Raw genomic sequence first — 26,956 nt, forward strand, 5'->3', positions numbered from 1 at the left:
GTGAGCCAGAACTCATCTTCTTTGCTCGAAACCTGGCGCCAAGTTGTTGCCGATCTCACAACTTTGAGCCAGCAAGCGGACAGTGGATTCGACCCATTGACGCCAACTCAACGTGCATATTTGAACCTGACGAAGCCGATTGCCATCGTCGATGGCTACGCCGTGCTGTCCACACCCAACGCGATGGCAAAAAATGTCATTGAAAACGATTTGGGCGATGCTTTGACCCGTGTGTTGTCGCTGCGCATGGGCCGATCATTCAGCTTGGCCGTCAGTGTGGAGCCTGAGCAGGAAATTCCAGAAACCCCAGCTCAGCAGGAGTTTAAATATCAGCCTGACGCACCTGTGATCTCTTCCAACAAGGGGCCAAAGCAGTATGAAGTTGGTGGTCGGGGAGAGGCGTCGACAAGCGACGGCTGGGAACGCACCCACTCTGCACCGGCTCCTGAGCCGCACCCGGCACCTATCGCCGATCCTGAGCCAGAGCTGGCCACCCCGCAGCGCATTCCGCGTGAAACCCCAGCTCACAACCCTAATCGGGAAGTGTCCCTCAACCCGAAATACACTTTTGAAAGCTTCGTGATCGGACCGTTCAACCGTTTCGCCAACGCAGCCGCAGTTGCTGTGGCGGAAAGCCCAGCGAAAGCTTTCAACCCGCTGTTTATTTCCGGCGGTTCCGGCTTGGGCAAAACTCACCTGCTGCACGCAGTAGGAAATTATGCTCAAGAATTGCAGCCTGGCCTGCGGATTAAGTACGTCTCAAGTGAGGAATTCACCAACGACTACATCAACTCCGTGCGAGATGACCGTCAGGAAACCTTTAAGCGCCGCTACCGCAACCTGGATATCCTCATGGTCGATGACATCCAGTTCCTGGCTGGCAAAGAAGGCACCCAGGAAGAGTTCTTCCATACCTTCAACGCATTGCACCAGGCAGATAAGCAAATTATTTTATCCTCGGACCGCCCACCCAAGCAGCTGACCACGCTGGAAGATCGCCTGCGCACCCGCTTCGAAGGTGGCCTGATTACTGATATTCAGCCACCTGACCTGGAAACTCGCATCGCGATTTTGATGAAGAAGGCCCAAACCGATGGCACGCACGTGGATAGGGAAGTCCTCGAGCTCATTGCCAGCCGCTTTGAATCTTCGATCCGTGAATTGGAAGGCGCACTGATTCGTGTGTCTGCCTATTCTTCGTTGATTAATCAGCCGATCGATAAAGAAATGGCCATCGTGGCGCTGCGCGATATCCTCCCAGAACCTGAGGATATGGAAATCACCGCACCGGTGATCATGGAGGTCACTGCGGAATATTTTGAAATTTCCGTGGATACACTCCGTGGAGCAGGCAAAACTCGTGCGGTCGCGCATGCACGCCAACTGGCGATGTACCTGTGCCGCGAGCTCACCGATATGTCATTGCCCAAGATCGGTGATGTGTTCGGCGGAAAAGACCACACGACTGTCATGTACGCGGATCGGAAGATTCGCCAAGAAATGACAGAAAAGCGCGATACCTACGATGAAATCCAGCAACTTACCCAGCTGATTAAGTCGCGCGGACGTAACTAAGACCTGTTTAGCGTGGCGCTAAATTACAAAATTTAGCTCTGCTGCTCTTGAAGACCCATCTTCGGATGGGTCTTTTTGTAATTTAGGGGTTGTGCAGGGATTTTGTGGACAACTTCCGATAAAAGCCCAGCTCACAAAGCTATCCACAACCTTATTCACAGCAGTGTAATTACAAACTTGTAATTCGGTGAGCTTTGTCACAGAAAATGTGATTCCGCGGAACTTTCCGCCCTGTGCACAACTCCCCAAAAATTGGGGATAAGCTGGGGATACATCTGCACAGACTGGGGATAAAATCCGTACCTCGAAATCTATCCACAGATAGACAAAGTTATCCACAATCAATTCACAACCCAGTTCACACGCCAGAATTCCGCGACTACCTTGTAAAACAATGGTCTATCCACAGTTTCAACAGGACTTACTGTTATTACCGATTTTTTACCTAGAAATTAACTAAAAGAAAGAGGGGGTGGGGAGAAAGCTTCGTGGGTGAGCTCAATGCTCACGAAACTTCAGCAAAAGCCTCGAGGAAATTGAAATTACAAATTCCAGATCCGCGAGGAACACAGGTAGGTTGGGTTTGTGTAATTCGGACTGAAGCCACCTGGAGGGTGAACCTTCTTCCAAGAAGTTTTCCCTATCGGTAAACGTCCGGATTTAGTTAAACGATGAACTATATTTGATCTATATTTCCCAAGGAGCTTTAAAACAGCATGGAGTCACAAAACGTGTCCTTCCGTGTGGCCAGGGAAGACCTGGTTACCGCGGTAGCCTGGGTCGCTCGCAACCTGCCCACCAAACCGACTCAGCCGGTACTTCGAGCCATGCTGATCACTGCCGATGATGAGGGTCTTGAACTCGCCGGTTACGACTACGACGTATCCACCCGAGTTCGCCTCTCAGCTGAGGTTTCTCAGCCAGGTCGCATCGCAGTAGCCGGCAAGCTGCTGTCTGAAATCACAGGATCTTTGCCCAACAAGCCCGTTGATTTCCGCATCGACGGATCCAAAGCTTTTGTCACTTGTGGTTCTTCCCGCTTCGAGCTGCCACTGATCCCGCTTGATGATTACCCAATGCTGCCCAAGCTTCCTGCAGGTACCGGTTCCATCAACGCCAAGCTGTTCACCGAAGCAGTCTCCCAGGTGGCATCCGCTGCAGGTAAAGATGATTCTTTGCCGATGCTCACCGGTGTCAGCATGGAAATCGTGGGCAACCAGATCAACTTGGCTGCTACTGACCGTTTCCGCCTGGCGCTGCGCACCTTCGAATGGGAAGCAAACGACCCAGAGCTCAACGTTAAACTGCTGATTCCTGCCCGCACCCTGCTGGACAACGCGCGTTCTTTGGATTCCGGTCTCAACGATTCCATCGACATCGCTGTCGGTACCGGCGATCAGGTTGGCCGCGAAGGACTATTCGGCGTTCACACCGATAACCGCGAAACCACCACCAGGCTTCTCGACGCCGATTTCCCCAACATCGCACCACTGCTTCCCAAAGAGCACACCGCGATCGCATCAGTTGAAATCGCACCGCTGGTCGACGCCATCCGCCGCGTATCCCTGGTGGCAGAACGCAACGCTCAGATCGTCTTGCACTTCAGCGAAGGCCAGGTCATCTTGACTGCAGGCGCAACCGAGGCAGGCCACGCGGAAGAAACCCTGCCGTGTGCATTCACCGGCAAGGAACTGACCATCGCGTTCAACCCTGGCTACCTGAAGGATGGACTTTCTGTAGTTCCAACTTCTCGAGCAGTCTTCGGATTCACTGAGCCTTCCCGCCCAGCGATCATGATCCCAGAGCCTGAAGAAATGCCTTCCGCCAACGAAAATGGCATTTTCCAAACTCCGGACACCTATTTCACCTACCTGCTCATGCCAGTGCGCCTGCCAGGCTAAACACAAAAGTTTCACCCTTTTCGCGCCTGACTTTGTACACTTTTCAACCGACAAAGTCAGGCGCGTTATCCAATCCACTTCCCGCCGACTAAAAGGAGGTCAGACCCGATGCACATCCGTTCTTTGGAATTACGTGATTACCGTTCCTGGCCTGAACTCAAAGTGGATTTGGAACCTGGAATTACAGTTTTTATCGGCCGCAACGGTTTTGGTAAAACCAACATCGTCGAGGCCATCGGCTATCTTGCGCATTTGTCATCGCATCGGGTGTCCTCTGATGCGCCATTGGTGCGGGCGCACGCTGAAAACGCCCGAGTTTCGGCGGTTGCTGTTAATCAAGGCCGAGAATTGGCAGCTCACATGCTGATCAAACCCCATGCTGCGAATCAGGCAAGTTTGAATCGCACAAAAGTCAGGACTCCCCGGGAGCTGCTGGGTGTGGTGAAAACGGTGCTGTTTGCGCCGGAAGATTTGGCATTAGTCAAAGGCGAGCCAGCAGAACGTCGCCGCTATTTAGATGACATTATTGCCACTCGCCAGCCTCGGATGGCGGGGGTCAAGGCCGACTACGACAAGGTGCTGAAACAAAGGAACGCCCTGCTCAAGACCGCCACCATTGCGCTTCGTCGAGGTTACGGCACCGAGGAAGGCGCAGCTGCGCTGAGTACTTTGGATACCTGGGATGGCCAGTTGGCACGCCTGGGTGCTGAAGTGATGGCAGCCAGATTTGCCCTGCTCAATGAGTTGGGGCCGAAAATCTATGAGGCTTACACCACAATCGCCCCGGAATCCCGGCCAGCTGCGGTGAATTACAAAACCACCATCGATCAAGGCCTGTCGCAGTTTTCCGAATTCGATGCCGGCATCATCGAAGCCACGTTGCTGACAGAATTGGCAGCGAAACGTCAACGAGAAATCGAACGCGGCTCAAGCCTGGTCGGCCCCCACCGCGATGATGTCGATTTAATGCTCGGCGATCAGCCCGCCAAAGGCTTTGCCAGCCACGGCGAGACCTGGTCTTTCGCGCTTTCACTGCGAATTGCAGAATTTAACCTGCTGAAATCCGATGGCACCGACCCGATCCTCATCTTGGATGATGTGTTTTCCGAGCTCGACGCCGGCCGTCGCGAAAAACTCGTGGGCATAGCGCAAGAGGTGGAACAGGTGCTCATCACCGCTGCGGTCCACGACGATCTGCCGGAGAATCTCAAGAAAGTGCTCACTGCGCAGCACACCGTCACCGTCCAAGACACCGACACCGGGCGGATTTCACTCCTGGATGTGCAACCATGACAGATCCAATTGAGCAGGCATTTGAACGCATCCGCGCCGAAGCCATGCGCAGAAATGGATCCGTTCCCGACCTCAATAAAAACGATGCTTTTCGACGCCCACCTGCGCCGAAAGGGGACGTCGAAAAGCGCAAAAAAGGCCGTGCAAGCGGCCTAGACGGCCGCCAAAAACGATATGTGCGCGGCGCGGAGTCGCTGGGATCGGTGCTGAACAAGGAAATTCAGCGTCGTGGCTGGGGCAAAGACATTGCCGGCGGTTGGGTGACGTCCAACTGGGAAGAGCTTGTTGGCGCGAAGATTGCGCAGCATACGCGTGTGGAAATGATCAAAGATAAGAAGCTTTTTATCACTTGTGATTCCACAGCGTGGGCCACCAATCTGCGCATGATGCAGCGGCAAATCCTGCAGGTAATCGCTGAAAAAGTGGGTCCAAATATTATTACAGAGCTGCGTATTTTCGGGCCTCAGGCCCCAAGCTGGCGCAAGGGGCCGTTGCACGTAAAAGGACGCGGTCCGAGAGACACATACGGATAGTTTGGTGATAAAAACCGTCGAATTGGGGCCTATTTTGCCGTTTCTCGCGTTGTGTGTGGTACTACGTGGGGACCTAAGCGTGTAAGATGGAAACGTCTGTATCGGATAAGTAGCGAGGAGTGTTCGTTAAAAGTGGCAAACACTGAACACAATTATGACGCTTCATCGATCACCATCCTTGAAGGTCTTGAGGCGGTACGTAAGCGCCCGGGCATGTACATCGGTTCAACTGGACCGCGTGGACTGCACCACCTGATTTGGGAAGTCGTTGACAACTCAGTGGATGAGGCCATGGCTGGCCACGCCACCAAGGTTGAAGTGACCCTTCTAGAAGATGGTGGCGTTCAAGTTGTCGATGACGGTCGAGGAATTCCCGTCGATATGCACCCATCCGGTGCACCAACCGTGCAGGTTGTTATGACCCAGCTGCACGCCGGCGGTAAGTTCGACTCCGATTCTTACGCCGTTTCCGGTGGTCTCCACGGTGTTGGTATTTCTGTGGTGAACGCCCTGTCCACCCGCGTGGAAGCCGACATCAAGTTGCACGGCAAGCACTGGTACCAAAACTTTGAAAAGTCTGTTCCAGACGAGTTGATCGAAGGCGGCAACGCTCGCGGCACCGGTACCACCATTCGTTTTTGGCCAGACGCTGAAATTTTCGAAACCACCGAGTATGATTTCGAAACGATTTCTCGACGTCTGCAGGAAATGGCATTCCTTAACAAGGGTCTGACCATCACCTTGACGGACAACCGCGCCACCGACGAGGAACTCGAGCTCGAAGCACTCGCTGAGCAGGGCGAAACCGCAACGGAACTATCCCTCGATGAGATCGACAACGAAACCGAACTCGTTGAAGAGACCACCGATGCTCCAAAGAAGCCAAAAAAGCGTGAGAAGAAGAAAATCTTCCACTACCCCAATGGTCTCGAGGACTACGTTCAGTACCTCAACCGCAGCAAGACCAACATCCACCCTTCAATCGTGTCATTCGAGGCAAAGGGAGATGACCACGAGGTTGAGGTGGCAATGCAGTGGAACTCCTCCTACAAGGAATCCGTCCACACCTTCGCCAACACCATTAACACCCGCGAAGGCGGCACCCACGAGGAAGGTTTCCGCTCTGCGCTGACCTCCCTGATGAACCGCTACGCACGTGAGCACAAGCTTCTGAAAGAAAAGGAAGCAAACCTCACCGGTGACGACTGTCGTGAAGGCCTGTCCGCGGTTATTTCCGTGCGCGTTGGTGACCCACAGTTCGAAGGCCAGACCAAAACCAAGCTGGGCAACACGGAGATCAAATCCTTCGTGCAGCGCATGGCCAACGAGCACATCGGTCACTGGTTGGAAGCAAACCCTGCTGAAGCCAAGGTCATCATCAACAAGGCTGTCGGTTCCGCGCAGGCACGCCTTGCTGCTCGAAAAGCCCGTGACCTGGTCCGACGCAAGTCAGCAACCGATCTGGGTGGACTGCCCGGTAAGCTTGCCGACTGCCGTTCCAAGGATCCAGAAAAGTCCGAACTTTACATCGTGGAGGGTGACTCCGCAGGTGGTTCTGCGAAGTCCGGCCGTGACTCCATGTTCCAGGCAATCCTTCCACTGCGAGGCAAGATCCTCAACGTGGAAAAGGCCCGCCTAGACAAGGTTCTGAAGAACGCCGAAGTCCAAGCGATCATCACCGCACTGGGTACCGGCATCCACGATGAGTTCGACATCAACAAGCTGCGCTACCACAAGATCGTGCTGATGGCCGACGCCGACGTTGACGGCCAGCACATCGCAACGCTGCTGCTCACCCTGCTTTTCCGCTTCATGCCAGACCTCGTCGCCGAAGGCCACGTCTACTTGGCACAGCCACCTTTGTACAAACTGAAGTGGCAGCGCGGCGAGCCAGGATTCGCATACTCCGATGAGGAGCGCGATGAGCAGCTCAACGAAGGCCTTGCCGCTGGACGCAAGATCAACAAGGACGACGGCATCCAGCGCTACAAGGGTCTCGGCGAGATGAACGCCAGCGAGCTGTGGGAAACCACCATGGACCCAACCGTTCGTATTCTGCGCCGCGTGGACATCACCGATGCTCAGCGTGCTGATGAACTGTTCTCCATCTTGATGGGTGACGACGTTGTGGCTCGCCGCAGCTTCATCACCCGAAATGCCAAGGATGTTCGTTTCCTCGATATCTAAAGCGCCTTAACTTAACCCGCCCCTGGAATTCTGGGGGCGGGTTTTGTGATTTTTAGGGTCAGCACTTTATAAATGCAGGCTTCTATGGCTTCAAGTTGGCCAATACGTGGGGTTGATTTTTTAAAACCAGACTGGCGTGCCCAAGAGCTGAACTTTCGCTAGTCATGGGCATTCCTGGCCGGTTTCTTGGCCTTCAAACCGGACAGGAATGCCCAAGTTAACGGAAAAACCGAAAGATGGGCACGCCAGTCTGATTCCCCCAAACTCAGACCAAATTCTGCCTCGGTGCCCGGGAAAAGTGCCCTCTCTTAAATCGTTTCTAAGGGCTCGTCAGGCCCCAGTTGATACAAACATACATTCTGAAAATTCAGTCGCTTAAACGGGTGCAGCGGGAAATGCTGAAAACTACATTAATCACCGATACCCTAGGGCACGTGACCTCTACTGAACCCACCACCACAGCCCATGTTCCACTACCTGATGGATCTTCCACTCCAGTCCAAATTTGGGCGTCAGATAACAAAGACTCCCAGCTGGTGATGCTGTGGCCAGGTTTCGGCATGGGTGGCTATTACTATCGTCCGATTGCGGCAGCGCTAAATAAAGCTGGATTCCATGTGGCGATTGGTGAACTTCGTGGTCAGGGGCAAAGTTCCGCGAAGGCTTCTCGGAAAAGTCAGTGGGGATACCATGATCTCGCATCGGTAGATTTTCCGCTGCAGATTGCCGCTGCGAAAAAGGCGCTTGACCTGGAGGAAGGCCATCCCATGAGGTTTTTGTCGCATTCGATGGGTGGGCAGATTTCTTGTCTTTTCGCAGCGAGGCCGGAGGCTGAGAAATATAATCTTCGGGCGATTTTCGGGGTGGGTGCAGGGTCGCCGTTTAGGCCTACGTTTAGTCCGAAAATGGGGAAGCGTTCGGGATTGGGGGCGGTGTTGCTTGGCGGGATAGGTGGCCACATTGTGGGATTTTGGCCAGGCAAAGTTTTAGGAAAAGACCTGGTGGGTTATGGCCGACAATCGGGAACTCACATGAGGGAATGGCGTCGATTCCATAAGCACAATTCTTTGGACGATCTCACCGCGCAGGACATCAACTATGTGGAGGCGATGAAGAAGGTGAGCATTCCTATTACTTTTAGTCGTTGTCCTGATGATGAGGACTGCCCGCAGGCATCGATTGATGGGTTGGCGAGTTTTGTTCCCGCAGCGCAGATCAAAATGATAGAAATTCCAGAAGCCCTGGGACATAACCGGTGGGCTCGGGAACCTGAATCAACAGTGAAACTCTTCCTGGAACAAGCTCTTTAGTGACCGATGGAGCGGAGGTAGAGTTTGCGCCACTGGCGGACGAAGAATCCGATGAAAAACGCCGCGAACACTGTTCCTTCGCGCACGCCAATGAGTCCACCCATGGTGATCCAGGACAAAATGGCAGCGGCGGAGACGAAAGTCCAGTCGACGATTTGTTTCATGGTGCCAAATTCCACGTTGGGAAATTTCTTCACCAGCGCAGAGACAATGCCTTCACCAGCGATGAAAGTGATGTTGGGGAGTACTTGAATAAAAACTCCGATCGACATCAAAATGGTGGACACAATAACCCAGATCCAGGCCACAAAATAATTGTCAGTTTGCGCCCAGGTGGTTAGTTGCAGGCTTAAATCACAAAGAAACCCAAAGAGGAACGCCCACAGGATTTGGACTAACATTTGCGGTTTGAACTGGGAACGCAGCACAATTATTTGGCACAGAATCATGAAGCCATTGAAGTAAACTGTGGTCCAGCCCAGGGATAATCCGCTGGCAGCAGTCCACACCACGGGAAGTGATGAAATTGTGGTGGTTCCTAGTCCTGCGTGGACGGTGATGCCGATGGCGAAGGACATAATAAAGATCCCGACAAAGAACATCGCCCATCTGGTGGGGAGGGAGAATCTTTGTGCGGGATCTAAAGGTTTCTTATTAGGGTTGCTCACCTAATTATTGTGCGTTCTTTTCAATCAACTGGCCAATTGCAGGAAGTTCCTGCTCGATTACTTTGGCAGCCTTGCCGCGCACGCCCTTGTAGACCTTGCCAAGTCCTGGAACGTTGATGCTCTCTGCGTTTTTGTCAGCAACGCTGAGAATCGCGTCGAGTGCGGTGGAGCTGTTGGCCTCGAGGTGGGCGCCGAAATCTGCGGCGGTGCCACCATTTTGGTATTCCTGCCAGAGTCCGTCGAGGGAGTCAGCGATTTCCGGGAGGAGACGCCTGGAGCCTTTGGCTACGATGTCGGAGTCGATCTTGGTTGCAGCACCCATTGCGCCTTTGAGTGCGATGCCGCTGATGCCGGATTGCTTGCCCACGGTTTCTTCGATAAATGCTGACATATCTGCAATTGCTGCGTCGGCATTGGTGGAAACAAGTAAGTCCTTGAGTGAAGTCATGTTCTACATCTTAAGTGAAATGAGAAAAGACCGGCGTTCGACGCTTCGTTTAAGCGGACGCACGGTCATTCTCTTGAAAAAGCGTTGCAACCCTTCCTCCACAGAAACTGAAAACCACATCAGTCACTGCAATCACAACAGTCACAAAGCTTACATTTAGTAACATCGGCCCCGCAACATGGGTGGTAATTACACAAATGCTAACGGATCTTGACGGATCGGATGCAGCGCCACCTGGATGGCCGCGGTGCGGAGAATGTGGGCGTCTGCGCGTTGGATTCTCAGTTGGCTGCCGGTGTTTGCTCGGAGCTGGGTCACCACAATGCGAAGAGTTTCCGGATCCAGGGTGAAGGCTTCGCCGGCGAAGACGACGGCTTCGGGGTCGACAACATCAACGGCGGTGGTTACGGCGTCGGCAAGTTTGTGGGCGCGCTCGTTGAGGATCTGTCGGGCAAGCGGGTTGGTGTGGGAGAGTTGGACTAAATCGGAGAAAGTTGTTGGTGTGAGTCCACGTCGAAAAGCATCTTTTAAGGTATTTGTATTTCCGAACGCCGTCGGCGTGCGGCCGCTGTTGGGGCGGTGGACAGCGCCGTTGAAAATCCAGGCGTGGGAGACCATTTCGCGGGCGTAGAAATACAGCGTGGACTGCGTGGATTGGGTCAGTGGCGCGTTGATAATTTCCGAACCGGCCATCGCCGCAACACCTGATCCGATGGTGGCGGGGAAGGGGAGGTGTGCCCCAATTTCCACCTCTGACCAGCCATAATCTTCGGAAGTGACGGTTCCGTTGGCGCTTAAGTGGGCAGATAATGCCACGCCCACATTGCGGGGCTCGGGCAAGCCGGCGCTCAATGTTTGTAACCTATGTGCGACAAAATTCAGCGTTTCCGACGGCGTGGAGTGTGAAACTTCATGGTCCACGCGCTCATACCTAATCACTCGGCCGGCTAAATCGCACACCGCAAAATCCGTGCTGCGCAGGCCAATGTGCACTCCCCAGGCGGTGAGATGGCGGCCGTCGATGCCTAATTTTGTGCGCGGTCGCCCCGAGCGCGCCCCGGAATCCACTCGGGTTTCCTCCACGAGACCTGCATCAATAAGCGCTGACACATGCCGCGTGATGCCAGCTTGGGAGAGTTCAAGATCGCGTTGCAGAGAGGTGCGATCGGCGTCTGTGGCGCGAATTTGATGAAATACGCGCGCGACGGGTAGGTGGGGGGCGGTGATGTGAATGGGGAGTGTTCGCTGTGCAAGCATGAACACATGCTAGACCGTATGGTCTATTTTGGAATAGTTTAGATTCAAGAATTTAGCTGCGAAAACGTGAACAAATAGACCGTTCAGTCTATTTGTTGATCTCTAAAAGTACTCTCTGGGCGACTGCCGCGAAGGTCTCGTTTCGACCACTCAATGGCTTTAATGCTCTGATCATTTCAGAAACTTTTCCTGCCATCGCCTCAGCTGATCCAAAAACGCGCACGCCGTGGAAGTTGGCCGTGCTCACTGCTGCGGCGGCTGCAAGCGCTGCGAAATCCCGCACCACAACGCCGTGTTCCGCGCACACCTCATCGGCGATGGCCAGCACATTTTCCGCGCTTAAGCCCTTCATCGGGCTTGCCTAATTCGCTTTTCGACGCCCGCATACTCGTGCAGCATCGTCCGGGCGAGCCCGGCGATCTCAGCGTCGTCGACCGCCCTGCTTGCTGCCGCAATGATTGCTCGCGTGGCAGCTTCCTGTTTGCTGCAGCCTTGGGTCCTGGCAAGCAGGGTGAGGGCGCGGTCCTGGGCGTCGTTAAGCCTTAAAGTCATTGCCATACCCAAAATGGTATCGCTTTGATACCAGTTTTGGGGCATGCAAGGCGTTAAAACGGCCTGTGGACTAAAATCGGTAGGGTTGACACGAAGAAAGGTGATCAGTGAGCGACGACAATACCGGACAATTTGACCGCGTTAATCCCATTGATATCAATGAGGAAATGCAGTCGAGCTACATCGACTACGCGATGTCAGTCATCGTCGGACGTGCCCTCCCAGAGGTGCGCGACGGCCTGAAGCCAGTCCACCGCCGCGTCTTGTACGCGATGTTTGACAACGGCTACCGCCCCGACCGCAGCTACGTGAAGTCTGCAAAACCAGTGGCAGACACCATGGGTAACTTCCACCCACACGGCGACACCGCAATTTATGACACGTTGGTGCGCATGGCTCAGCCATGGTCCATGCGATACCCGCTGGTAGACGGCCAGGGTAACTTCGGTTCCCGCGGCAACGACGGCCCTGCAGCAATGCGTTACACCGAGTGTCGCATGACCCCACTGGCCATGGAGATGGTGCGCGACATCCGCGAAAACACCGTCAACTTCTCACCAAACTACGACGGTAAAACCCTCGAACCAGACGTTTTGCCATCGCGCGTTCCAAACCTGTTGATGAACGGTTCGGGCGGCATTGCGGTCGGCATGGCCACCAACATCCCACCGCACAACCTCAACGAGCTTGCCGACGCCATCTTCTGGCTCCTGGAAAACCCAGACGCCGAAGAATCCGAAGATCTCGAAGCCTGCATGAAGTTTGTGAAGGGCCCAGATTTCCCAACCGCTGGCCTCATCATCGGTGACAAGGGCATCCACGATGCCTACACCACCGGCCGCGGCTCCATCCGCATGCGCGGTGTCACCTCCATCGAGGAGGAAGGCAACCGCACCGTCATCGTTATCACCGAGCTGCCATACCAGGTCAACCCGGATAACCTGATCTCTAATATCGCGGAGCAGGTGCGCGACGGCAAGCTCGTGGGCATCTCCAAGATTGAAGATGAATCCTCCGACCGCGTCGGCATGCGCATTGTGGTCACCCTCAAGCGCGACGCAGTTGCTCGCGTGGTGCTGAACAACCTGTTCAAGCACTCCCAGCTGCAAGCCAACTTTGGTGCGAACATGCTCTCCATCGTCGATGGCGTGCCACGCACCCTTCGCCTGGACCAGATGCTGCGCTACTACGTGGCACACCAGATCGAAGTCATCGTGCGCCGCACCCAATACCGCCTCGACAAGGCTGAAGAGCGCGCCCACCTCCTCCGCGGCCTGGTCAAGGCCCTGGATATGCTGGACGAGGTCATCGCGCTCATCCGCCGCAGCCCAACCCCAGATGAAGCCCGCACCGGCCTCATGTCGCTTCTCGACGTCGACGAGGCGCAGGCTGACGCAATTCTGGCAATGCAGCTGCGTCGCCTGGCGGCACTGGAACGCCAAAAGATCATCGATGAGCTCGCTGAAATTGAGCTGGAAATCGCTGACCTGAAGGATATCCTGGCAAGCCCAGAACGTCAGCGCACCATCGTTCGCGATGAGCTGACCGAAATCGTGGAAAAGTACGGCGACGAGCGTCGTTCTCAGATCATCGCTGCCACCGGCGACGTGTCTGAAGAAGACCTCATTGCGCGTGAAAACGTTGTCATCACCATTACCTCCACCGGTTACGCAAAGCGCACCAAGGTCGATGCCTACAAGTCGCAAAAGCGTGGCGGCAAGGGTGTTCGTGGCGCGGAGCTCAAGCAAGATGACATTGTTCGTCACTTCTTCGTCAGTTCCACCCACGACTGGATTTTGTTCTTCACCAACTACGGTCGCGTGTACCGTCTCAAGGCATTCGAACTTCCAGAGGCATCCCGTACCGCACGTGGACAGCACGTGGCCAACCTTCTGGAATTCCAACCTGGTGAGCAAATCGCCCAGGTCATCCAGTTGGAAAGCTACAACGACTTCCCATACCTGGTGCTCGCAACCGCACACGGTCGCGTGAAGAAGTCCCGCCTGCTCGACTACGAATCAGCACGTTCCGGTGGCCTCATCGCCATCAACCTGAACGAGGATGATCGCCTCATCGGCGCCGCACTTTGCGGTGAAGAAGACGATCTGCTGCTGGTCTCTGAATTCGGACAGTCCATCCGCTTCACCGCCGACGATGAGCAGCTCCGCCCCATGGGCCGCGCCACCGCCGGTGTCAAGGGCATGCGCTTCCGCGACAACGACCAACTGCTGTCCATGTCCGTGGTCCGCGACGGCGAATTCCTCCTCGTTGCCACCTCCGGCGGCTACGGCAAGCGCACCCCACTTGAGGATTACTCCACCCAGGGCCGTGGTGGCCTCGGCGTGGTGACCTTCAAGTACACCCCGAAGCGCGGTCGCCTCGTCAGCGCCATCGCAGTTGAGGAAGATGACGAGATCTTCGCCATCACCTCCGCCGGCGGCGTTGTTCGCACCGAAGTCAAGCAGATCCGACCATCCTCCCGTGCAACAATGGGTGTTCGACTGGTCAACTTGGAAGAAGGTGTAGAACTGCTTGCCATCGACAAGAACGTCGAAGACCAGGGCGAAGCATCCGCAGAAGCAGTAGCAAAGGGTGCAGTCGAAGGACCAGCATCCAAGACTGCTGCCGAAGAAACCGACTCCGTTGACAACGGATCCGACGAAAACGGCGAGGAATAATTTATGGCATCCCGAGAAGTATCCATCACCCGAATCTCACCACTAGCAACCTTCCGAGTTGCACTGGCAATGTCCATCATCGGACTCGTGGCGTGGATCATCTGCGTAACCGTCCTCTATTTCGGACTTAACGTGGCTGGCGTCTGGCAGAACTTCAACGATGTCATCGGCGGTGTTGGTGCAGAACAAACCATCACCTTCGGGCTCGTCCTGAGCATTTCCGCACTTCTGGGAGCTATCGGAGCGATTACCGTCGCTGTGCTTGCACCATTGTGTGCAATCATCTACAACTCGATTGTTGACCTCTTCGGTGGACTGCAGATTCAACTGCAAGAAGAAGTAGACTAACCTCTGAAACACAAACCCCTAGACACTGCTAAATATAGCCTTTGAACAGGGGATTTGTTGTATTGTTAACTTGAAGGTAGAGTCTTATCTCGTTCCTAGAGGGGCCTATAGCTCAGTCGGTTAGAGCGCATCGCTGATAACGATGAGGTCGCAAGTTCGATTCTTGCTAGGCCCACCAGGAACAAAAAAGGGGCATTAGCTCAGTTGGTAGAGCACCTGCTTTGCAAGCAGGATGTCAGGAGTTCGATTCTCCTATGCTCCACAGTTTTCCCGGTTCACCTTGTTGGTGGGCCGGGATTTTTGTTTTTTTAGTGTCTCTGGGATACCTCGGTGGCACTCCGGCGGCACTCTGGGTCATTGGAAAGCTGTGTGTACTTTCGACAACAAGATTTGGGCAAAATGGTGGTCAAAATCAGGAAATCTTGTTGTCGAAAGTACAACTGGGTCTTCGGTTCTATCCGAGGTGGGTGAGTAGGGTGCCTGCAAGTGCGATACTGGTGACAAGTGTCGTGGATCCGAAAGCCAGAATGAAAGGCTTGACCCCAACATGGATCAGGTTCTGGATTTTTACGCTACACCCGAGACCAAACATTGCTGCAGAGAGCAAGGCTGTCTGTAGGAAACCTCCAGCCGCAATTACCTCGTCTGGGAGCGCAACAGTGGAGCGCAAAACTACCATCGCCAAGAATCCAAGGATAAATAGAGGAACGACCGGTGGTCTCTTTCCATCGGGGGACGTGTAACCCTGGCGGCGCTGGCGAAAACTTAAAATGGCAGCAATGGGTGCAAGTAGGAGTACTCGGGCGAGTTTCACCACAACTGCAACACCTAATGCTCCACCACCAATGATTCCTCCAGCTGCTACTACTTGGGCGATTTCATGGATGGATCCGCCTGCCCACATCCCACCGATTTCAGGGGATAACCCCAAGACTTTGGTTGCGAATGGGATAAAAGGAATCATCAGCGTTCCGAAAATAACAACAAGTGCAACCGCAGTAACGACCTCTTCTTCTTCGGAATCAGTTACTCCTTCAACACCTGCCACGGCCGCAGCGCCACAAATAGAAAAGCCACAAGCAATCAACAGAACTTGGGTTGGTTTCATTCTGAGCAGGTGTCCCATGAGGATGGTCCCAAAAATGCCACCGGCAACGATGCACACAATCACCGCCAGCATGGGGAAACCAAGTGACAAAATATCTGAGAAAACTAACTGCAGACCAAGGAAGACGATTCCCAGCCGCAAAAGCTTTTTCGACGCCAACGTGATGCCGGGTGAAATCGATGCTGGGAGCTGAACCAGATTGGTCAGGATGATGCCAAGAATGATTGCGACGATAAGCGGACTCACACCAGAGAAAAAGTGATTCACGATCATAGCGATGAGTACCGCAATGGAGCATAAGAGCAGGCCCGGGGTGTACTTCTGGAGGACTCCGGTGCGAAGTTGGGTAAAGGGCGGCGTCGATTCCAGAAGGTTTGTAGACATGCTTCAAGGTTGCGCTAATTGAAAAGAACGCGGTAGACGGTACTTTCATATCCACCCATATAATGTTGATATGGATAATGGGTGGCCGAACCTGCAAACTCTCGCACTCTTTGTGGCGATTGTGGAAGAGGGGAGCCTCGGTGCCGGTGCTCGAAAAGTCGGAATGGCCCAACCCAATGCCAGTCGGGCTATCGCAGAGCTTGAGGCAGACATGAAAGCCGAATTGTTGGTACGTCATCCTCGAGGTTCACATCCGACGGCGGCTGGTCTTGCGTTAATTGAGCACTCGCGCAATCTGCTTCAATCTGTACAAGAATTTACTGAATGGGTGACAGAGGGACGAACTGAGCAGCCGCTGAAATTGCATGTCGGGGCCAGTATGACCATTGCCGAGGCTCTACTTCCCGCTTGGGTTGCGGACATGCGCGCGCGTTTTCCTGCCTCCCGTGTCGACGTCTCTGTGATGAATTCTTCTCAAGTAATTGAAGCCGTCCAGAAAGGGCACTTGCAACTAGGTTTTATTGAAACACCGCATGTTCCCGTACGGCTTCATGCTCGTGTGGTGCAAGAGGACAAGCTGATTGTGGTGATTTCTCCTAATCATGAGTGGGCTAATCGCACGGGTAAAATCAGTCTCCGGGAGTTGTCGGAAACTCCGCTGATTGTGAGGGAAATCGGCTCAGGTACCCGAGAAGCATTACAAGAATTACTTGCGGATTATGACATGGCTGAGCCGATTCAAGTGTTAAACAGCAATGCTGCGGTACGTGTTGTTGTTGAAGCAGGGGCAGGTCCTGCAGTACTTGGTGAATTAGCCTTGCGTGATCATCTTGCTCTCGGCAGACTGTTGAGTGTGCCATTTGAAGGCAGTGGAGTTACTCGTCCTCTTACAGCTGTGTGGAGTGGGCCCCGCAGATTGCCGATTCTAGCGGGAGAATTAGTGTCCATCGCATCGAACCACATCTGATTTTGAGCCCTGGCTATCGGATTGTTTTTGACAGATTGGAATGACAATGATGAACGAGATTCCAGAATGGTTGACTCTTGTATCTGTTGAAGCAGGAAAGAGACTTGGGCTGCCTGGGCCATTGGTGTTTCCGCCGGAGTTGATCACTTTGGCAGTTGAAGGGATTGAGCTTATTGAACTTGAGCCTTCATGGACTTCTGATTTGCCTCTGCCGGAATTCGGGTTCCTATCTGCGGATATGGTTGATTTCTATGATGATTATGAGTTTAGTGAATGGATTCCGGGTGCGTGGCCTCTTGCTTTAGATGGTGGAGGAGGTTTCTTTTGCCTTGATCTCCGTGCTGCCAACGCTGATGGAGAGATTCCTGTTGTGTGGGTGCATGCCAGCAACTTGGGTTGGGGTGATGATGAGGCAGTACGCGTAGCTGCCTCGTTGGCAGATTTGTTGAGTCCGTCGAAATAGAAGAATTAGCATTTAGCGGAATTGACGGTAAATAGTGATGCCGTGGAATTATGGAGAAGTTGGGCGGATGGAAGTTTTTGATCATTTTGCTGAAGTCGTCAAAGCTATGGGGCGCTCGTTATTTTTCCAGCGCTGCCCCTGAGGCGAACCAATTCCAATACCGCCTCGCTCCAAAACTAATAATTAGCGAGGGTTAATAACCCATCCACTTTCTTTGGGTCGCTGAGCTTCTTCCTTGCGCTTTTGTCGTTTGTTCCAGAAGTACAAGAACAAGCCAGCGGCGACAATGATTACTGCGATGTCAAAGAGTGGTGAACCCAACGAGAACGTGGCTTCTTGCAGCCAGATCTGGGTGTCCATTGGAACAAGTTCCGGCATGCTGACAAGTCCATTGGTGGTCCAGAAGAGGATTCCAACTCCGATGATCAAAGCACCGCTGATGACGGACACAATGTGCCACCTCCTGCCCAAGAAAGTGAATTCCCGGCCGCGGAGAATCTGCTGTCCCCGTTGTCCAAGCTTGGCCCACAGTGCAGCAATGGCCATCAGGGGCAGCACCATTCCCGCACCATAAGCACTCAAAATGAGTGCTGAGGTGATGGAGTTTCCACTGGTGGCAGCCAAAGTAAGAACGGCGCCGAGGATTGGTCCGGAACAAAAACCTGCAATACTACTGGTCATTCCTAGTAAAAAGCTCTTTCCCAGGCCTGAGGTTACAGTGGCTTTTGATTGCAGTCGATCTAATCCTGGGAGTGCTTTTCCAAAGTCGAATCCGCCGCCGAAGATCTGGACAAAACCTAGGATAATCAGCACGATCGATGAAACCACGATGATGGTCTGGCGTTGCGTGATAAACAGCTCTCCCAGGATTCCTGCTCCAAGTCCAAGTGGCACAAGGAGCACCAACAGTCCTGCGTAGAACACAACACCGTGAAGGATCATGCGCGGGCCAGCACCCACTGAGGATGCAAAAAATGCTGGTAAAAGGAGTGCGGCACAAGGGCTTAGGAGTGCGAGTGTACCACCGAGAAATGCTGTAACTAGGCCGACATCCACGGTTTATTCTTTCGCTGCCAGTGCTTGCTCGAAGGCGGCTTCAAATACAGAAGCAGGCTGAGCGCCCATGATTGGCTGGCCACCTAGGAGGAAAGCTGGGGTGGAGTAGGCGCCAAGATCGATTCCCAGCTGTTGATGTTGCGCAATTGCGGCTGCAGTTTCAGGGGATTGGAAATCGGCAGTGAATTTCGATTCGTCTAGTCCAAGGTCGCCAGCAAGCTTAATGAGTCCCTCTTCGCTGAGTAGTTCTTCGCTGGGTTTTTCACCGTTGGCAAAGAGTGCGTTGTGGTATTCCAAGTATGCGTCCTGCAAACCCGCAGCGTATGCCGCTCTAGCTCCACGCTCAGATGGTTCTCCAAAGATGTTTACTTCGCGCCATTCGATGCGGAGGTTTCCATCTTCCACGTGCTTCATCATCTCAGGCAGGGTTTCATCGCTCCACTTTGCACAGAACGGGCATTGGTAGTCGGAAAACACTACTAACCCAACAGGTGCATTAACGTCTCCCACCGCAACAGGGTCGGAAGGGTCGCGTGCTTCCACGCTGGTCAGATCGGAGTCCGTAGCACCAGAAGCGGAACCTGAAGCAGCAGTCGAAGCAGCAGTCGAAGCAGCAGCCGAGTCCGAAGTCGCAGCGGCTGAAACGTCCTCGGCCGTATCACTCGCATTTCCTCGGTACATCAACAGAACAACTGCGATGAGGAGCACTGCAATGATGACGACCAGTGTCGGTACGAGCCACTTTTTACTCTGTTGGTTCACTGAATTCTCCTTAACCATCCCTGCGGGGAAGCCCTCAACTAAAAGCCCTCAACTAAAGTCGCCTAGCTAAAAGCCATGAATAAAACTCAACTATGGCGACTATGCCACATAGTCGACTACCTTGCATAGTTGACTATTTGATTGAGTTGAACTGTGTCAGTGTATGAAGAGAAAAATGAAGAGAAAAACAGCTGCACATGGTTTCAAAAGATAAGGAAGTGAAGCATGAGCATCGAGCCAGGAATCCCCACGCTTGGACCGCTTGAAGAACAAGTCATGCACATTCTGTGGGATCACGGAAAATTGACAGTCCGTGAAGTCATCGAATTCCTTCCAGGTGATCCTGCGTACACAACGATCGCAACCGTCCTGCGTCACTTGGGTAGAAAAGGCATGGTCACCACCGTCAAAGATGGTCGGACTGCTCGACACAGCGCGTTGATGAACAGGGAAGAATACACCGCTGGCGTCATGGACCAGGTGCTTTCTACCAGTCGGGATCGCACCGCATCAATTCTGCATTTCGTGGATACGATCACCGCGACTGATCGCGAGCTGCTTCTGGAGTATCTGCAACAGCAGGAGGGCAGGAAATGACCGCGGCTTCGGCGTTAACTGCAGCGCTAATAATTGGGATTTCACTGGCTGTCATTGGATTTTTCGGTCCGGCTCTTCTTCGCCACGCAGCGCCAGCGCTGGCTAAAACTCCGCGCCTAGCTGCGACGTTACTGGTCGGCGGAATTCTTGTTTGGCCAACCACACTGCTGGCCTTGAGTCTTGCGTTGGCGTGGGTGCTGGCAGGTCCAGCGCTTCTTCCACAAAAAGCTGCTTTAGTTTGTGAACAGTGCTTGACCGCAGCCAATCCGTTTTCTGTGGAGTCCATTCAGACGGCACTGCCCACCGTGCTGCTCCTGGCTGTTCCGACGGTGATTGCGGCGATGTGCACCGTCGGCATCGCGGCGCAGTTTCTGGCCCTGGTGCGGTGCTCGCGTTCCACGGCGGCGCGCGTGCAGCAGGAAGCTTATCGACGCCCCCTTCTCGGCTACAACGTTTCCGTTGTCCACGATCACCGTCCTTGGGCTCTGACGTTTTCACCTCGTCTTGGAGGAATAACCCTCTCTTCAGGGGCGATTGATCAGTTGGCTGATGATGAACTCGAGGCAGTCCTTGCCCATGAACAGGCCCACATGGATCAACGACACCACATTGTCACCGCATGGGTGGACAGTATCGCAGCACAACTGCGATGGGTGCCGTTTATTCGAGAAGCCGCAGAAGTCTTGCCGGACTATTTAGAAATCGCTGCTGATCAACAAGCCTGCAGAAAAGTAAACACCACGGCGTTGGTTCGGGCTCTTTTAGTTTTGGGGGAGAAGAAGATACCGACAGGAACCATTGGATCAGCTGCCGGAACGTTGTTTGCTGCAGGTCCTAGACGTATTCCGCATCTGGTGGGTTCATCCACAGGGCGGAAAGGGTACGTTCCGGCTCTTGCAGCAGGTAGTCAGATTCTACTGTTGGGATTTGTCAGCGTTATTGTGCTGCTGTCCTATGCAATTGCACTACTAACCGGGTGTTCCCTGCCGTAAAACTAGTCCAGCGATTGCAGTCGTTCGAGCATTCGTGGATCGTGGGTGAATCCCGCAAGGGGTTGTTGCTTGTCTAGGGCGGCGATACCCGCCATTTCTTCATCTGTGAGTGTGAAGTCAAAGACATCGATGTTCTCACGTAAACGGTGTTTTTTGGTGGATTTCACCACTGCAGTGATATCGCGTTGCAGGAGCCAGCGCAGCATCACTTGAGCAATAGATTTTCTGTGCTGTTCCGCGATGGACACCAAAAGGGGATTGGTGTGTGCTTCCTGGTTGCCTTGGGCCAGTGGTGCCCATGCCTGCAAGACCGTACCGTGTTGTTTCAGCAGCTGATCCATCTCGATCTGCTGGTTGAACACGTGGGTTTCGCGTTGGTTGACCGCAGGTACGATGCGGTTGTGAGCTACCAAGTCGGCGTACCGGTCGGCGTAGAAGTTGGACACGCCGATGGAGCGCACGAGGCCGGCGTCGATAAGCTCTTCCATGGCTTTCCAGGATCCGTAGTAGTCATTGAATGGTTGGTGGATAAGCCACAGGTCAAGGTAGTCGAGGTCGAGTTTTTCTAGTGACACCTGAAGTGCTTTTTTGGTGTTGTCGTAGCCGTGATCTTTGAACCACAGTTTGGTGGTGATGAATAGCTCTTCGCGGGCGATACCGGATTCGGCGATGGCGCGGCCGACGGCTTCTTCGTTGTAGTAGCGGGAGGCGGTGTCGATAAGCCGGTAACCTGCGTCGAGTGCCATGGGGATGGTGTCGAGGACTTGCTGGTCATTCATCTGGAAGACGCCGAGACCAAGCTTTGGCATCTGGTTTCCGTTGTTGAGGGTGATGTTTTCCATCGGGGGATCCTTACTTTTAAGATGCGCGGATGACTTTGATGTTGAGGTCGAAGGTGCCCAAAGCTCCAGTGAGTGTGAAGTAGAGGCGTGAGTACATTTCAGCGCCACGGGCTCCGGTGATGTCGCCGAGATCGATGAATGGGGTGGCTGGCCAGCCGAAACCTTCCAACGGTTCCTGTACGGTGTTTTTTGCAGCTTGGTCGTCGCCGGCGATAAAGAGGTCGTGGTCCCCGGGGATTCGGGATGGATCCACCATGACGGCATAAGCCACCGAGCTGAGTGATTTCACCACTTTTGCTTCGGGGATAGTGCGCTGAATTTGCTCGCCGAGGCTGTCGTCGTTGGCGATTGTCAGCGTTGGTGGCATGCCTTGAGAAAGATCAAGAGGCAGCGCGACATCGAGAAGTATTTTTCCGGCAAGGTTGTCTGCACCAACAGCTGTTAGCGCGCGGAGAGAGTTTGCACCATTGGTTGCGTTGATGATCACGTCACCGAAAGCACCGGCCTCGTCGAAAGGCAGGAGTGCAATATCGGGGTAGGTTTCCTGCCACTGCGCAAAAGGAGGGTTTCCAAACATATCGGGTTCGGTGTTTGCCAGGGTGTTTTCCACTTTGCGGGTACCAATGGCAACGTCATGCCCAAGATCAAAAAGGGCTGCTGCGAGGGTACGTCCGACGCCACCGGTGCCAATGACTGCGATCCTCATATAAGTGATTCTCTTAAATTTCTAACGTGGTGTGATTTCAACAGTTGCGGCTTGGGTGCGCGCAGAAACCATGGGTGGAAGGTAGGGGCTGCCTGCGTATTTCGTTTCGTAGGCTGCATCGATATCAGCTGTGAGGGTGGGATCTGCAGATTCAAATGCCACATCAAATGTCTGGCCAGCGGCGTCGATGCGTCCGGCTTTTGGGCAAGTGCGGAGTTGTACCAGCGGCCGTTTATACCGTTGTAGGCGCGCACGAACAAGCGACCGTCAACGACCACGGACCAGATCCAGGTTGGGGTGCCGTAGGTTTTGCCGTCTGCGCGGAATGGGTAAATGTGAAGATCGTCAGTGGATGCGATCTTAGAGATTGTTTCTGTGGACCATGTAGTCATGGTTTTCATTGTGTGCGCTATATTCGATCACTGATAGACCCTCTTAGGGACTCCCACTGCGGCTGCGTCGTTTCTATCCTTGGAAAGCATGGACATGAAACGCGAAATCAAGGAATTCTTGATGAGTCGCCGCCCGCAAATCACCCCAGACATGGCGGGGCTGCCGTTTGCCGGCGCAGATGATCGGCGAGTGCCTGGTCTACGGCGCGAAGAGGTAGCGATGCTGGCTGGTGTGAGCGTTGAGTATTACACGCGGTTGGAGAGGGGAAACTTGAGGGGAGCGTCGCAAAGCGTCCTCGAAGCCCTGGCCCGCGCGCTCCAACTAAATGACGACGAGCGCGCCTACCTGTTTGACCTTGCGCGAAGCGCAGGCACGCCACCTAAAAGGCGAAACAACAAGAACCCGCGGTGACTGACGCCGTGCAGCAGGTGCTTGATTCCATGAGTGTGCCCGCTGTGGTGATGAATTCGCGCATGGATATCGTCGCCGCCAATGAGCTCGGGCGCGCGCTATATCCCGGCCCGTTTAGCATGGCTGGCCAGCCGAATTTCGCCCGCTTCGCCTTCCTCGATCCGCGAGCCGCCGAGTTTTATGATCAATACGACGGCGCCAAAACCTTCACTGTCTCCGTCCTTCGCGCTTCCGCCGGACGCAACCCCCCTTGATACGAAACTCAGCGATCTCATCGGAGAACTCGCAGCTCGCAGCACAGATTTCACTGCGCGATGGGGCAAGCACAATGTGCTTCGACACTCCCAAGGGCAGAAAACTTTCCACCATCCAGGCGTTGGCACGCTCGAATTGATCTACACCGATCTCACGCTGCTCGGCGACCCCACCGTCTCCATGACCACCTACACCGCAGTCCCCGGCAGCCCCACCGCAGATTCCCTCGCACTGCTTGGCACCTGGGCACAATCACAGGAAGAACTATGACTCGAAAAATAGTCCAACGCGCCTTCGGCGGCCCAGAAGAGCTTTCGCTTATCGACGCGCCCCCACTCACTCACGCCGACCTCGCGCCGGGCGAAGTGCTAGTCGCAGCCACGGCCGCGAGCATCAACCCCATCGACATCATGACGCGCACCGGTGGTGGCATGGCAGCTGTAGGAATAATTTCCGTTCCTTACACCCCAGGTTGGGACGTCGCCGGAACAGTGGAAGCAGTTGGAGAATCAGTCGAGGGCTTTGACATCGGGCAACGCGTCATGGGTTTGCTGAACTTCCCACACCCCGGCAGCGCTTATGCTTCGCAGGTAATCGCACGGGCGGAAGATCTCATTGCAGTGCCAGACAACCTCAGTGATATCCAAGCCGGCGCGCTACCCATGGCTGCGATGACCGCTTGGCAAGCATTCGCCGACACCACCTCCGTTAGCCCTGGTCAACGAGTACTGATCACCGGCGCGGGCGGGGGAGTAGGACACTTCGCCGTGCAGATCGCCCACCATTTGGGAGCCCATGTCGTAGCGATCGCCAGTTCCGGCAAACACGAATGGCTGAAATCTCTCGGCGCTGATGAAACCATCGACTACCGCGACGAATCTTCGGTTGCCGGCCTGGAAGGAAGCATCGACGTCGCGCTCAGCCTCGCTGAAGGCTCACGACACACCGCCCTCCGCGCTGTAAAACCAGGCGGAACTCTGATCGGCCTCGGAGGCGGCGCGGGAGACATCGGATCTGACGCCGGTGCAGCAGGAATCCGTTTCGAAGCCACCCACGTGCACACCCAGCGCGAATGGTTGGAAAAAGTCACCGAACTAGCTGCCCAAGGAGAACTCATCCCGACCGTCTCTAAAGTTTTCGATCTGGCTTCTGCTGCTGATGCTTACCGCGCCGTGGAATCTGGGCACAGCACCGGAAAAATCGTGTTGGCAATCTAAATAATTTGGTCGGGAGTTTAGTCGGGACCTGAACCGCAACAGTGAGCCTGGAGATTCCTGCAACCCTTTCAGGTCCTCAAACCTTGTTGTCACCACCGATGCCCGCACCACAGCCAGCAGGAGCTTTTTGCATAGATTTTGTCAAAAACTATGCCTTTAGCTGCGGATTTCTTTAGAATCGTGGTCTAGGTGTAAAATCAAAAGAGCAAGTTTTAAAGCTTGTTCTTTAGTTTGGGGCATTAGCTCAGTTGGTAGAGCACCTGCTTTGCAAGCAGGATGTCAGGAGTTCGATTCTCCTATGCTCCACAGTTTCCCGGTTCGCCTGATTTAAGGTGAGCCGGGTTTTTGGTTTTCTTAGGTCAATAAAAAGCACACATTTGTCCCTTAGTGTTAAGGGACAAATGTGTGCTTTCCACAAAGGTGATGTCTTGGGTCGCCTTGCCCTTCCTTGGGTCATACCAAAACCTGAGAATTTAAACGGGGTGAATCAGGGGTAGAAGTAAAGCTGGGAGCTTATGTGTTAAGGGGCAAAAGTGTGTTTTTGCGGGTGGGGTAGCAAATTCTGTGCACGGTAGGTTCCCATTCCTTAACTAAGGCTTGGGGCGTAATTATACTTTCCCTATACAAACATTAAGCTCATGGTAAGAGCAGTATATGTGCAGGTAGGAGCGATATTTGCCACTTTCCTTATGTAAAGCAGTGTGAGAAAATCTAGCTGTATCATCTGGCGTTGGGACGGCTCTAGAATCCGGTTAGGAAACTCGATAAGCAGCCCCTCGGTGCATTTGGAGGAGGTGTCGGGTGGGAATCACAAATATCTCGTCTACGGAGCCTGAAGAGGCAGGGCACGAAGGGCCAGGGGAATCCCCAACGCACGCTAAACATGCGCGAGCAATTGACCTAAAACCCCAAAAGCGTATCGAGGGTTTGGATATTGCGCGTGGTTTTGCGCTGCTCGGAATGATTACTGTGCATCTTATTCCGTGGGATGTTGAGATTGGTGTTTCTGTTTTCCATGATCTCTTCGCTGGTCGCGCTGCCGCTTTGTTTACCTTGTTGGCTGGCATTAGTTTGGCACTGATCACTGGTGGCTCGACTCCACACACGGGTAAAAGGCTCCGGCGGGATCGAGTTGCTGTTGCTACCCGCGGGCTAATTTTGTTGGTTTTCGGTTTGGCGTTGAACTCTTTGGCACCGGGGGACATCAGCATTCTTCCGTATTACGGCGTGTTTTTCCTGGTGGGATCTCTGTTCATTGGATTACGTACCCGAACTCTCGCAGTTTTAACGGGCATCCTCATTGTTGCTGGTCCAGCAGTTGTTCATATGGCGTTGTGGGCTGAGGGGTTTGATTCGGTTCGCTCGTCCACTCTTCCTGAGCTGTTTACATCTCCTCTGAACACCGTGTATTCGCTGGTATTTATTGGTTTTTATCCGGCGGCTACATGGATCACGTTTGTTGCGTTGGGCATTGTGCTCGGAAGGATCGATGTGCAGGATCTGTCGGTGCAGATAAAGCTAATGTTTTTCGGTGGGCTGACAGCTGTGTGTAGTGCGCTGGCTTCTGAGGTGATTGTGTATCACTTTGGCGTGCTGGATCGGATTATTGAGGCAACGCCGTGGGAGTATTCGGATATCATGTTTGCCCTGGATTATGGCGGGGAGACGGTGCCAGGTTATTCCTGGTGGTGGTTGATGGTTGATAATCCGCACAATAACACTCCGTTTTCTTTGTTGGATGCGGGTGGGTCGGCGGTGTTCATGGTGGGGTTGTCGCTGCTTGCATCGCGGGTGTTGGCTAGGGAGCTGAGCCCGATTGCTGCTGCAGGTTCGATGACATTCACGTTATATACGGCTCATTTGCTGGCGTTGAAGATTGATCATTCGGAGTTGCAGATCATGTGGGTGTGTATCAATATCGCTGTGGCCATTGCGTTTGCGTATTTTTGGAAGAAGTACATCGGGCAAGGCCCGTTGGAACGCCTCATTTCTTCGGCGTCTAAATCAGCGGCGCGGGCGGTGGTGCCCAGGGTTTAAAAGATTGCTTGTCGAC

The 26,956-nt window shown here is 53.9% G+C and carries 25 protein-coding genes, 3 tRNA genes and 1 pseudogene; 18 read left to right on the forward strand and 11 right to left on the reverse strand.

The annotated features are described in order from the left end of the window. The 6 genes from dnaA (at position 1) to KW808_RS00030 (ending at position 8,799) form a co-directional block, all read left to right on the forward strand. Positions 1 to 1,575, forward strand: a complete 1,575-nt coding sequence (dnaA, locus tag KW808_RS00005; protein ID WP_003860980.1) for a chromosomal replication initiator protein DnaA — start codon at positions 1 to 3, stop codon at positions 1,573 to 1,575. Positions 1,576 to 2,291: 716 nt separating this feature from the next. Continuing rightward, a complete protein-coding gene (dnaN, locus tag KW808_RS00010; protein ID WP_003855336.1) occupies positions 2,292 to 3,476 on the forward strand; it encodes a DNA polymerase III subunit beta in 1,185 nt (394 codons plus the stop codon). 108 nt (positions 3,477 to 3,584) lie between these two features. Continuing rightward, the gene (recF, locus tag KW808_RS00015) at positions 3,585 to 4,769 is read left to right on the forward strand and encodes a DNA replication/repair protein RecF (RefSeq protein WP_003860982.1); all 1,185 of its coding nucleotides are present in this window, start codon (positions 3,585 to 3,587) and stop codon (positions 4,767 to 4,769) included. Then, on the forward strand, positions 4,766 to 5,302 hold the full coding sequence (locus KW808_RS00020) for a DciA family protein (RefSeq protein WP_003860983.1): 537 nt from the start codon (positions 4,766 to 4,768) through the stop codon (positions 5,300 to 5,302). Before recF ends, KW808_RS00020 begins: the two co-directional genes overlap by 4 nt. 132 nt (positions 5,303 to 5,434) lie before the next feature. Then, positions 5,435 to 7,489 carry a DNA topoisomerase (ATP-hydrolyzing) subunit B gene (gyrB, locus tag KW808_RS00025; protein WP_003860984.1) on the forward strand — a complete coding sequence of 685 codons (2,055 nt, stop codon included), beginning with the start codon at positions 5,435 to 5,437 and terminating at the stop codon, positions 7,487 to 7,489. 341 nt (positions 7,490 to 7,830) lie between these two features. Beyond that, positions 7,831 to 8,799: an alpha/beta fold hydrolase gene (locus KW808_RS00030; protein WP_170844382.1), complete on the forward strand. Its 969-nt coding sequence runs from the start codon at positions 7,831 to 7,833 to the stop codon at positions 8,797 to 8,799. Here KW808_RS00030 and KW808_RS00035 read toward each other — a convergent pair. The 5 genes from KW808_RS00035 to KW808_RS00055 all read right to left on the reverse strand — a co-directional run bounded on the left by KW808_RS00035 (position 8,796) and on the right by KW808_RS00055 (position 11,730). Continuing rightward, on the reverse strand, positions 8,796 to 9,377 hold the full coding sequence (locus KW808_RS00035; protein WP_003860988.1) for a YczE/YyaS/YitT family protein: 582 nt from the start codon (positions 9,375 to 9,377) through the stop codon (positions 8,796 to 8,798). The genes KW808_RS00030 and KW808_RS00035 overlap by 4 nt on opposite strands. A 94-nt stretch (positions 9,378 to 9,471) precedes the next feature. After that, complete coding sequence (locus tag KW808_RS00040) at positions 9,472 to 9,915, reverse strand: DUF6918 family protein (RefSeq protein WP_003855342.1); 444 nt, start codon at positions 9,913 to 9,915, stop codon at positions 9,472 to 9,474. A 189-nt stretch (positions 9,916 to 10,104) separates the two neighbouring features. Next, the gene (gene ssuR / locus KW808_RS00045) at positions 10,105 to 11,178 is read right to left on the reverse strand and encodes a transcriptional regulator SsuR (protein ID WP_011896349.1); all 1,074 of its coding nucleotides are present in this window, start codon (positions 11,176 to 11,178) and stop codon (positions 10,105 to 10,107) included. A gap of 82 nt (positions 11,179 to 11,260) precedes the next feature. Continuing rightward, complete coding sequence (locus KW808_RS00050) at positions 11,261 to 11,524, reverse strand: hypothetical protein (RefSeq protein ID WP_003860993.1); 264 nt, start codon at positions 11,522 to 11,524, stop codon at positions 11,261 to 11,263. After that, a complete protein-coding gene (locus KW808_RS00055; protein WP_003855345.1) occupies positions 11,521 to 11,730 on the reverse strand; it encodes a hypothetical protein in 210 nt (69 codons plus the stop codon). Before KW808_RS00055 ends, KW808_RS00050 begins: the two co-directional genes overlap by 4 nt. Before the next feature lie 161 nt (positions 11,731 to 11,891). Here KW808_RS00055 and gyrA point away from each other — a divergent pair, with 161 nt between their 5' ends. The 4 genes from gyrA (at position 11,892) to KW808_RS00075 (ending at position 15,012) form a co-directional block, all read left to right on the forward strand. Beyond that, a complete protein-coding gene (gene gyrA, locus KW808_RS00060) occupies positions 11,892 to 14,402 on the forward strand; it encodes a DNA gyrase subunit A (RefSeq protein ID WP_413540403.1) in 2,511 nt (836 codons plus the stop codon). 3 nt (positions 14,403 to 14,405) lie between these two features. Next, positions 14,406 to 14,750 carry a DUF3566 domain-containing protein gene (locus KW808_RS00065; protein WP_003860996.1) on the forward strand — a complete coding sequence of 115 codons (345 nt, stop codon included), beginning with the start codon at positions 14,406 to 14,408 and terminating at the stop codon, positions 14,748 to 14,750. Between the two features lie 101 nt (positions 14,751 to 14,851). After that, positions 14,852 to 14,928, forward strand: a tRNA-Ile gene (locus KW808_RS00070). Between the two features lie 11 nt (positions 14,929 to 14,939). Continuing rightward, positions 14,940 to 15,012: transfer RNA gene (locus KW808_RS00075), tRNA-Ala, on the forward strand. Between the two features lie 192 nt (positions 15,013 to 15,204). Here the strand turns inward: KW808_RS00075 and KW808_RS00080 are convergent. Continuing rightward, entirely contained in the window at positions 15,205 to 16,242 is a 1,038-nt protein-coding gene (locus KW808_RS00080) for a YeiH family protein (protein WP_003860997.1), read from the reverse strand. Positions 16,243 to 16,312: 70 nt separating this feature from the next. Between KW808_RS00080 and KW808_RS00085 the strand changes: the two genes are divergently transcribed. Together KW808_RS00085 and KW808_RS00090 are read left to right on the forward strand one after the other, a co-directional pair. Further along, a complete protein-coding gene (locus KW808_RS00085) occupies positions 16,313 to 17,209 on the forward strand; it encodes a LysR family transcriptional regulator (RefSeq protein ID WP_003860999.1) in 897 nt (298 codons plus the stop codon). A 46-nt stretch (positions 17,210 to 17,255) separates the two neighbouring features. Continuing rightward, positions 17,256 to 17,672: an SMI1/KNR4 family protein gene (locus KW808_RS00090; protein WP_230622865.1), complete on the forward strand. Its 417-nt coding sequence runs from the start codon at positions 17,256 to 17,258 to the stop codon at positions 17,670 to 17,672. Positions 17,673 to 17,855: 183 nt separating this feature from the next. On the opposite strand, the gene KW808_RS00095 is transcribed toward KW808_RS00090, so the two are convergent. Further along, the gene (locus KW808_RS00095) at positions 17,856 to 18,728 is read right to left on the reverse strand and encodes a cytochrome c biogenesis CcdA family protein (protein WP_003861004.1); all 873 of its coding nucleotides are present in this window, start codon (positions 18,726 to 18,728) and stop codon (positions 17,856 to 17,858) included. A 3-nt stretch (positions 18,729 to 18,731) separates the two neighbouring features. Further along, the gene (locus KW808_RS00100; RefSeq protein ID WP_003861007.1) at positions 18,732 to 19,490 is read right to left on the reverse strand and encodes a DsbA family protein; all 759 of its coding nucleotides are present in this window, start codon (positions 19,488 to 19,490) and stop codon (positions 18,732 to 18,734) included. A gap of 225 nt (positions 19,491 to 19,715) precedes the next feature. Here KW808_RS00100 and KW808_RS00105 point away from each other — a divergent pair, with 225 nt between their 5' ends. Beyond that, positions 19,716 to 20,087, forward strand: a complete 372-nt coding sequence (locus KW808_RS00105; protein ID WP_003861009.1) for a BlaI/MecI/CopY family transcriptional regulator — start codon at positions 19,716 to 19,718, stop codon at positions 20,085 to 20,087. Continuing rightward, positions 20,084 to 21,079 carry a M56 family metallopeptidase gene (locus KW808_RS00110; RefSeq protein ID WP_003861011.1) on the forward strand — a complete coding sequence of 332 codons (996 nt, stop codon included), beginning with the start codon at positions 20,084 to 20,086 and terminating at the stop codon, positions 21,077 to 21,079. The genes KW808_RS00105 and KW808_RS00110 overlap by 4 nt, the downstream gene beginning before the upstream one ends. 2 nt (positions 21,080 to 21,081) lie before the next feature. Here KW808_RS00110 and KW808_RS00115 read toward each other — a convergent pair whose 3' ends face one another. The 3 genes from KW808_RS00115 to KW808_RS00125 are packed head-to-tail and all read right to left on the reverse strand — an operon-like array spanning position 21,082 to position 23,019. Next, positions 21,082 to 21,921 (reverse strand): aldo/keto reductase, encoded by an 840-nt coding sequence (locus KW808_RS00115; RefSeq protein WP_003861013.1) that lies wholly within the window; start codon positions 21,919 to 21,921, stop codon positions 21,082 to 21,084. Positions 21,922 to 21,937: 16 nt separating this feature from the next. After that, on the reverse strand, positions 21,938 to 22,627 hold the full coding sequence (locus KW808_RS00120) for an NADPH-dependent F420 reductase (RefSeq protein WP_003861016.1): 690 nt from the start codon (positions 22,625 to 22,627) through the stop codon (positions 21,938 to 21,940). Then, positions 22,624 to 23,019, reverse strand: a complete 396-nt coding sequence (locus tag KW808_RS00125; protein ID WP_003861017.1) for a DUF2255 family protein — start codon at positions 23,017 to 23,019, stop codon at positions 22,624 to 22,626. The genes KW808_RS00120 and KW808_RS00125 overlap by 4 nt, the downstream gene beginning before the upstream one ends. An 88-nt stretch (positions 23,020 to 23,107) precedes the next feature. Here KW808_RS00125 and KW808_RS00130 point away from each other — a divergent pair. The 4 genes and pseudogenes from KW808_RS00130 (at position 23,108) to KW808_RS00145 (ending at position 26,940) form a co-directional block, all read left to right on the forward strand. Continuing rightward, positions 23,108 to 23,956 (forward strand): annotated as a pseudogene (locus KW808_RS00130) (helix-turn-helix domain-containing protein). Beyond that, positions 23,953 to 24,903 carry an NADP-dependent oxidoreductase gene (locus KW808_RS00135; RefSeq protein ID WP_003861024.1) on the forward strand — a complete coding sequence of 317 codons (951 nt, stop codon included), beginning with the start codon at positions 23,953 to 23,955 and terminating at the stop codon, positions 24,901 to 24,903. The pseudogene KW808_RS00130 and the gene KW808_RS00135 overlap by 4 nt, the downstream one beginning before the upstream one ends. Before the next feature lie 233 nt (positions 24,904 to 25,136). Further along, positions 25,137 to 25,209: transfer RNA gene (locus KW808_RS00140), tRNA-Ala, on the forward strand. Between the two features lie 495 nt (positions 25,210 to 25,704). Further along, the gene (locus KW808_RS00145; RefSeq protein WP_003861026.1) at positions 25,705 to 26,940 is read left to right on the forward strand and encodes a heparan-alpha-glucosaminide N-acetyltransferase domain-containing protein; all 1,236 of its coding nucleotides are present in this window, start codon (positions 25,705 to 25,707) and stop codon (positions 26,938 to 26,940) included. Positions 26,941 to 26,956 lie beyond the last annotated feature (16 nt).

The organism is [Brevibacterium] flavum (assembly GCF_019317305.1).
In the GTDB taxonomy this organism is placed as follows: Bacteria; Actinomycetota; Actinomycetes; order Mycobacteriales; family Mycobacteriaceae; genus Corynebacterium; species Corynebacterium glutamicum.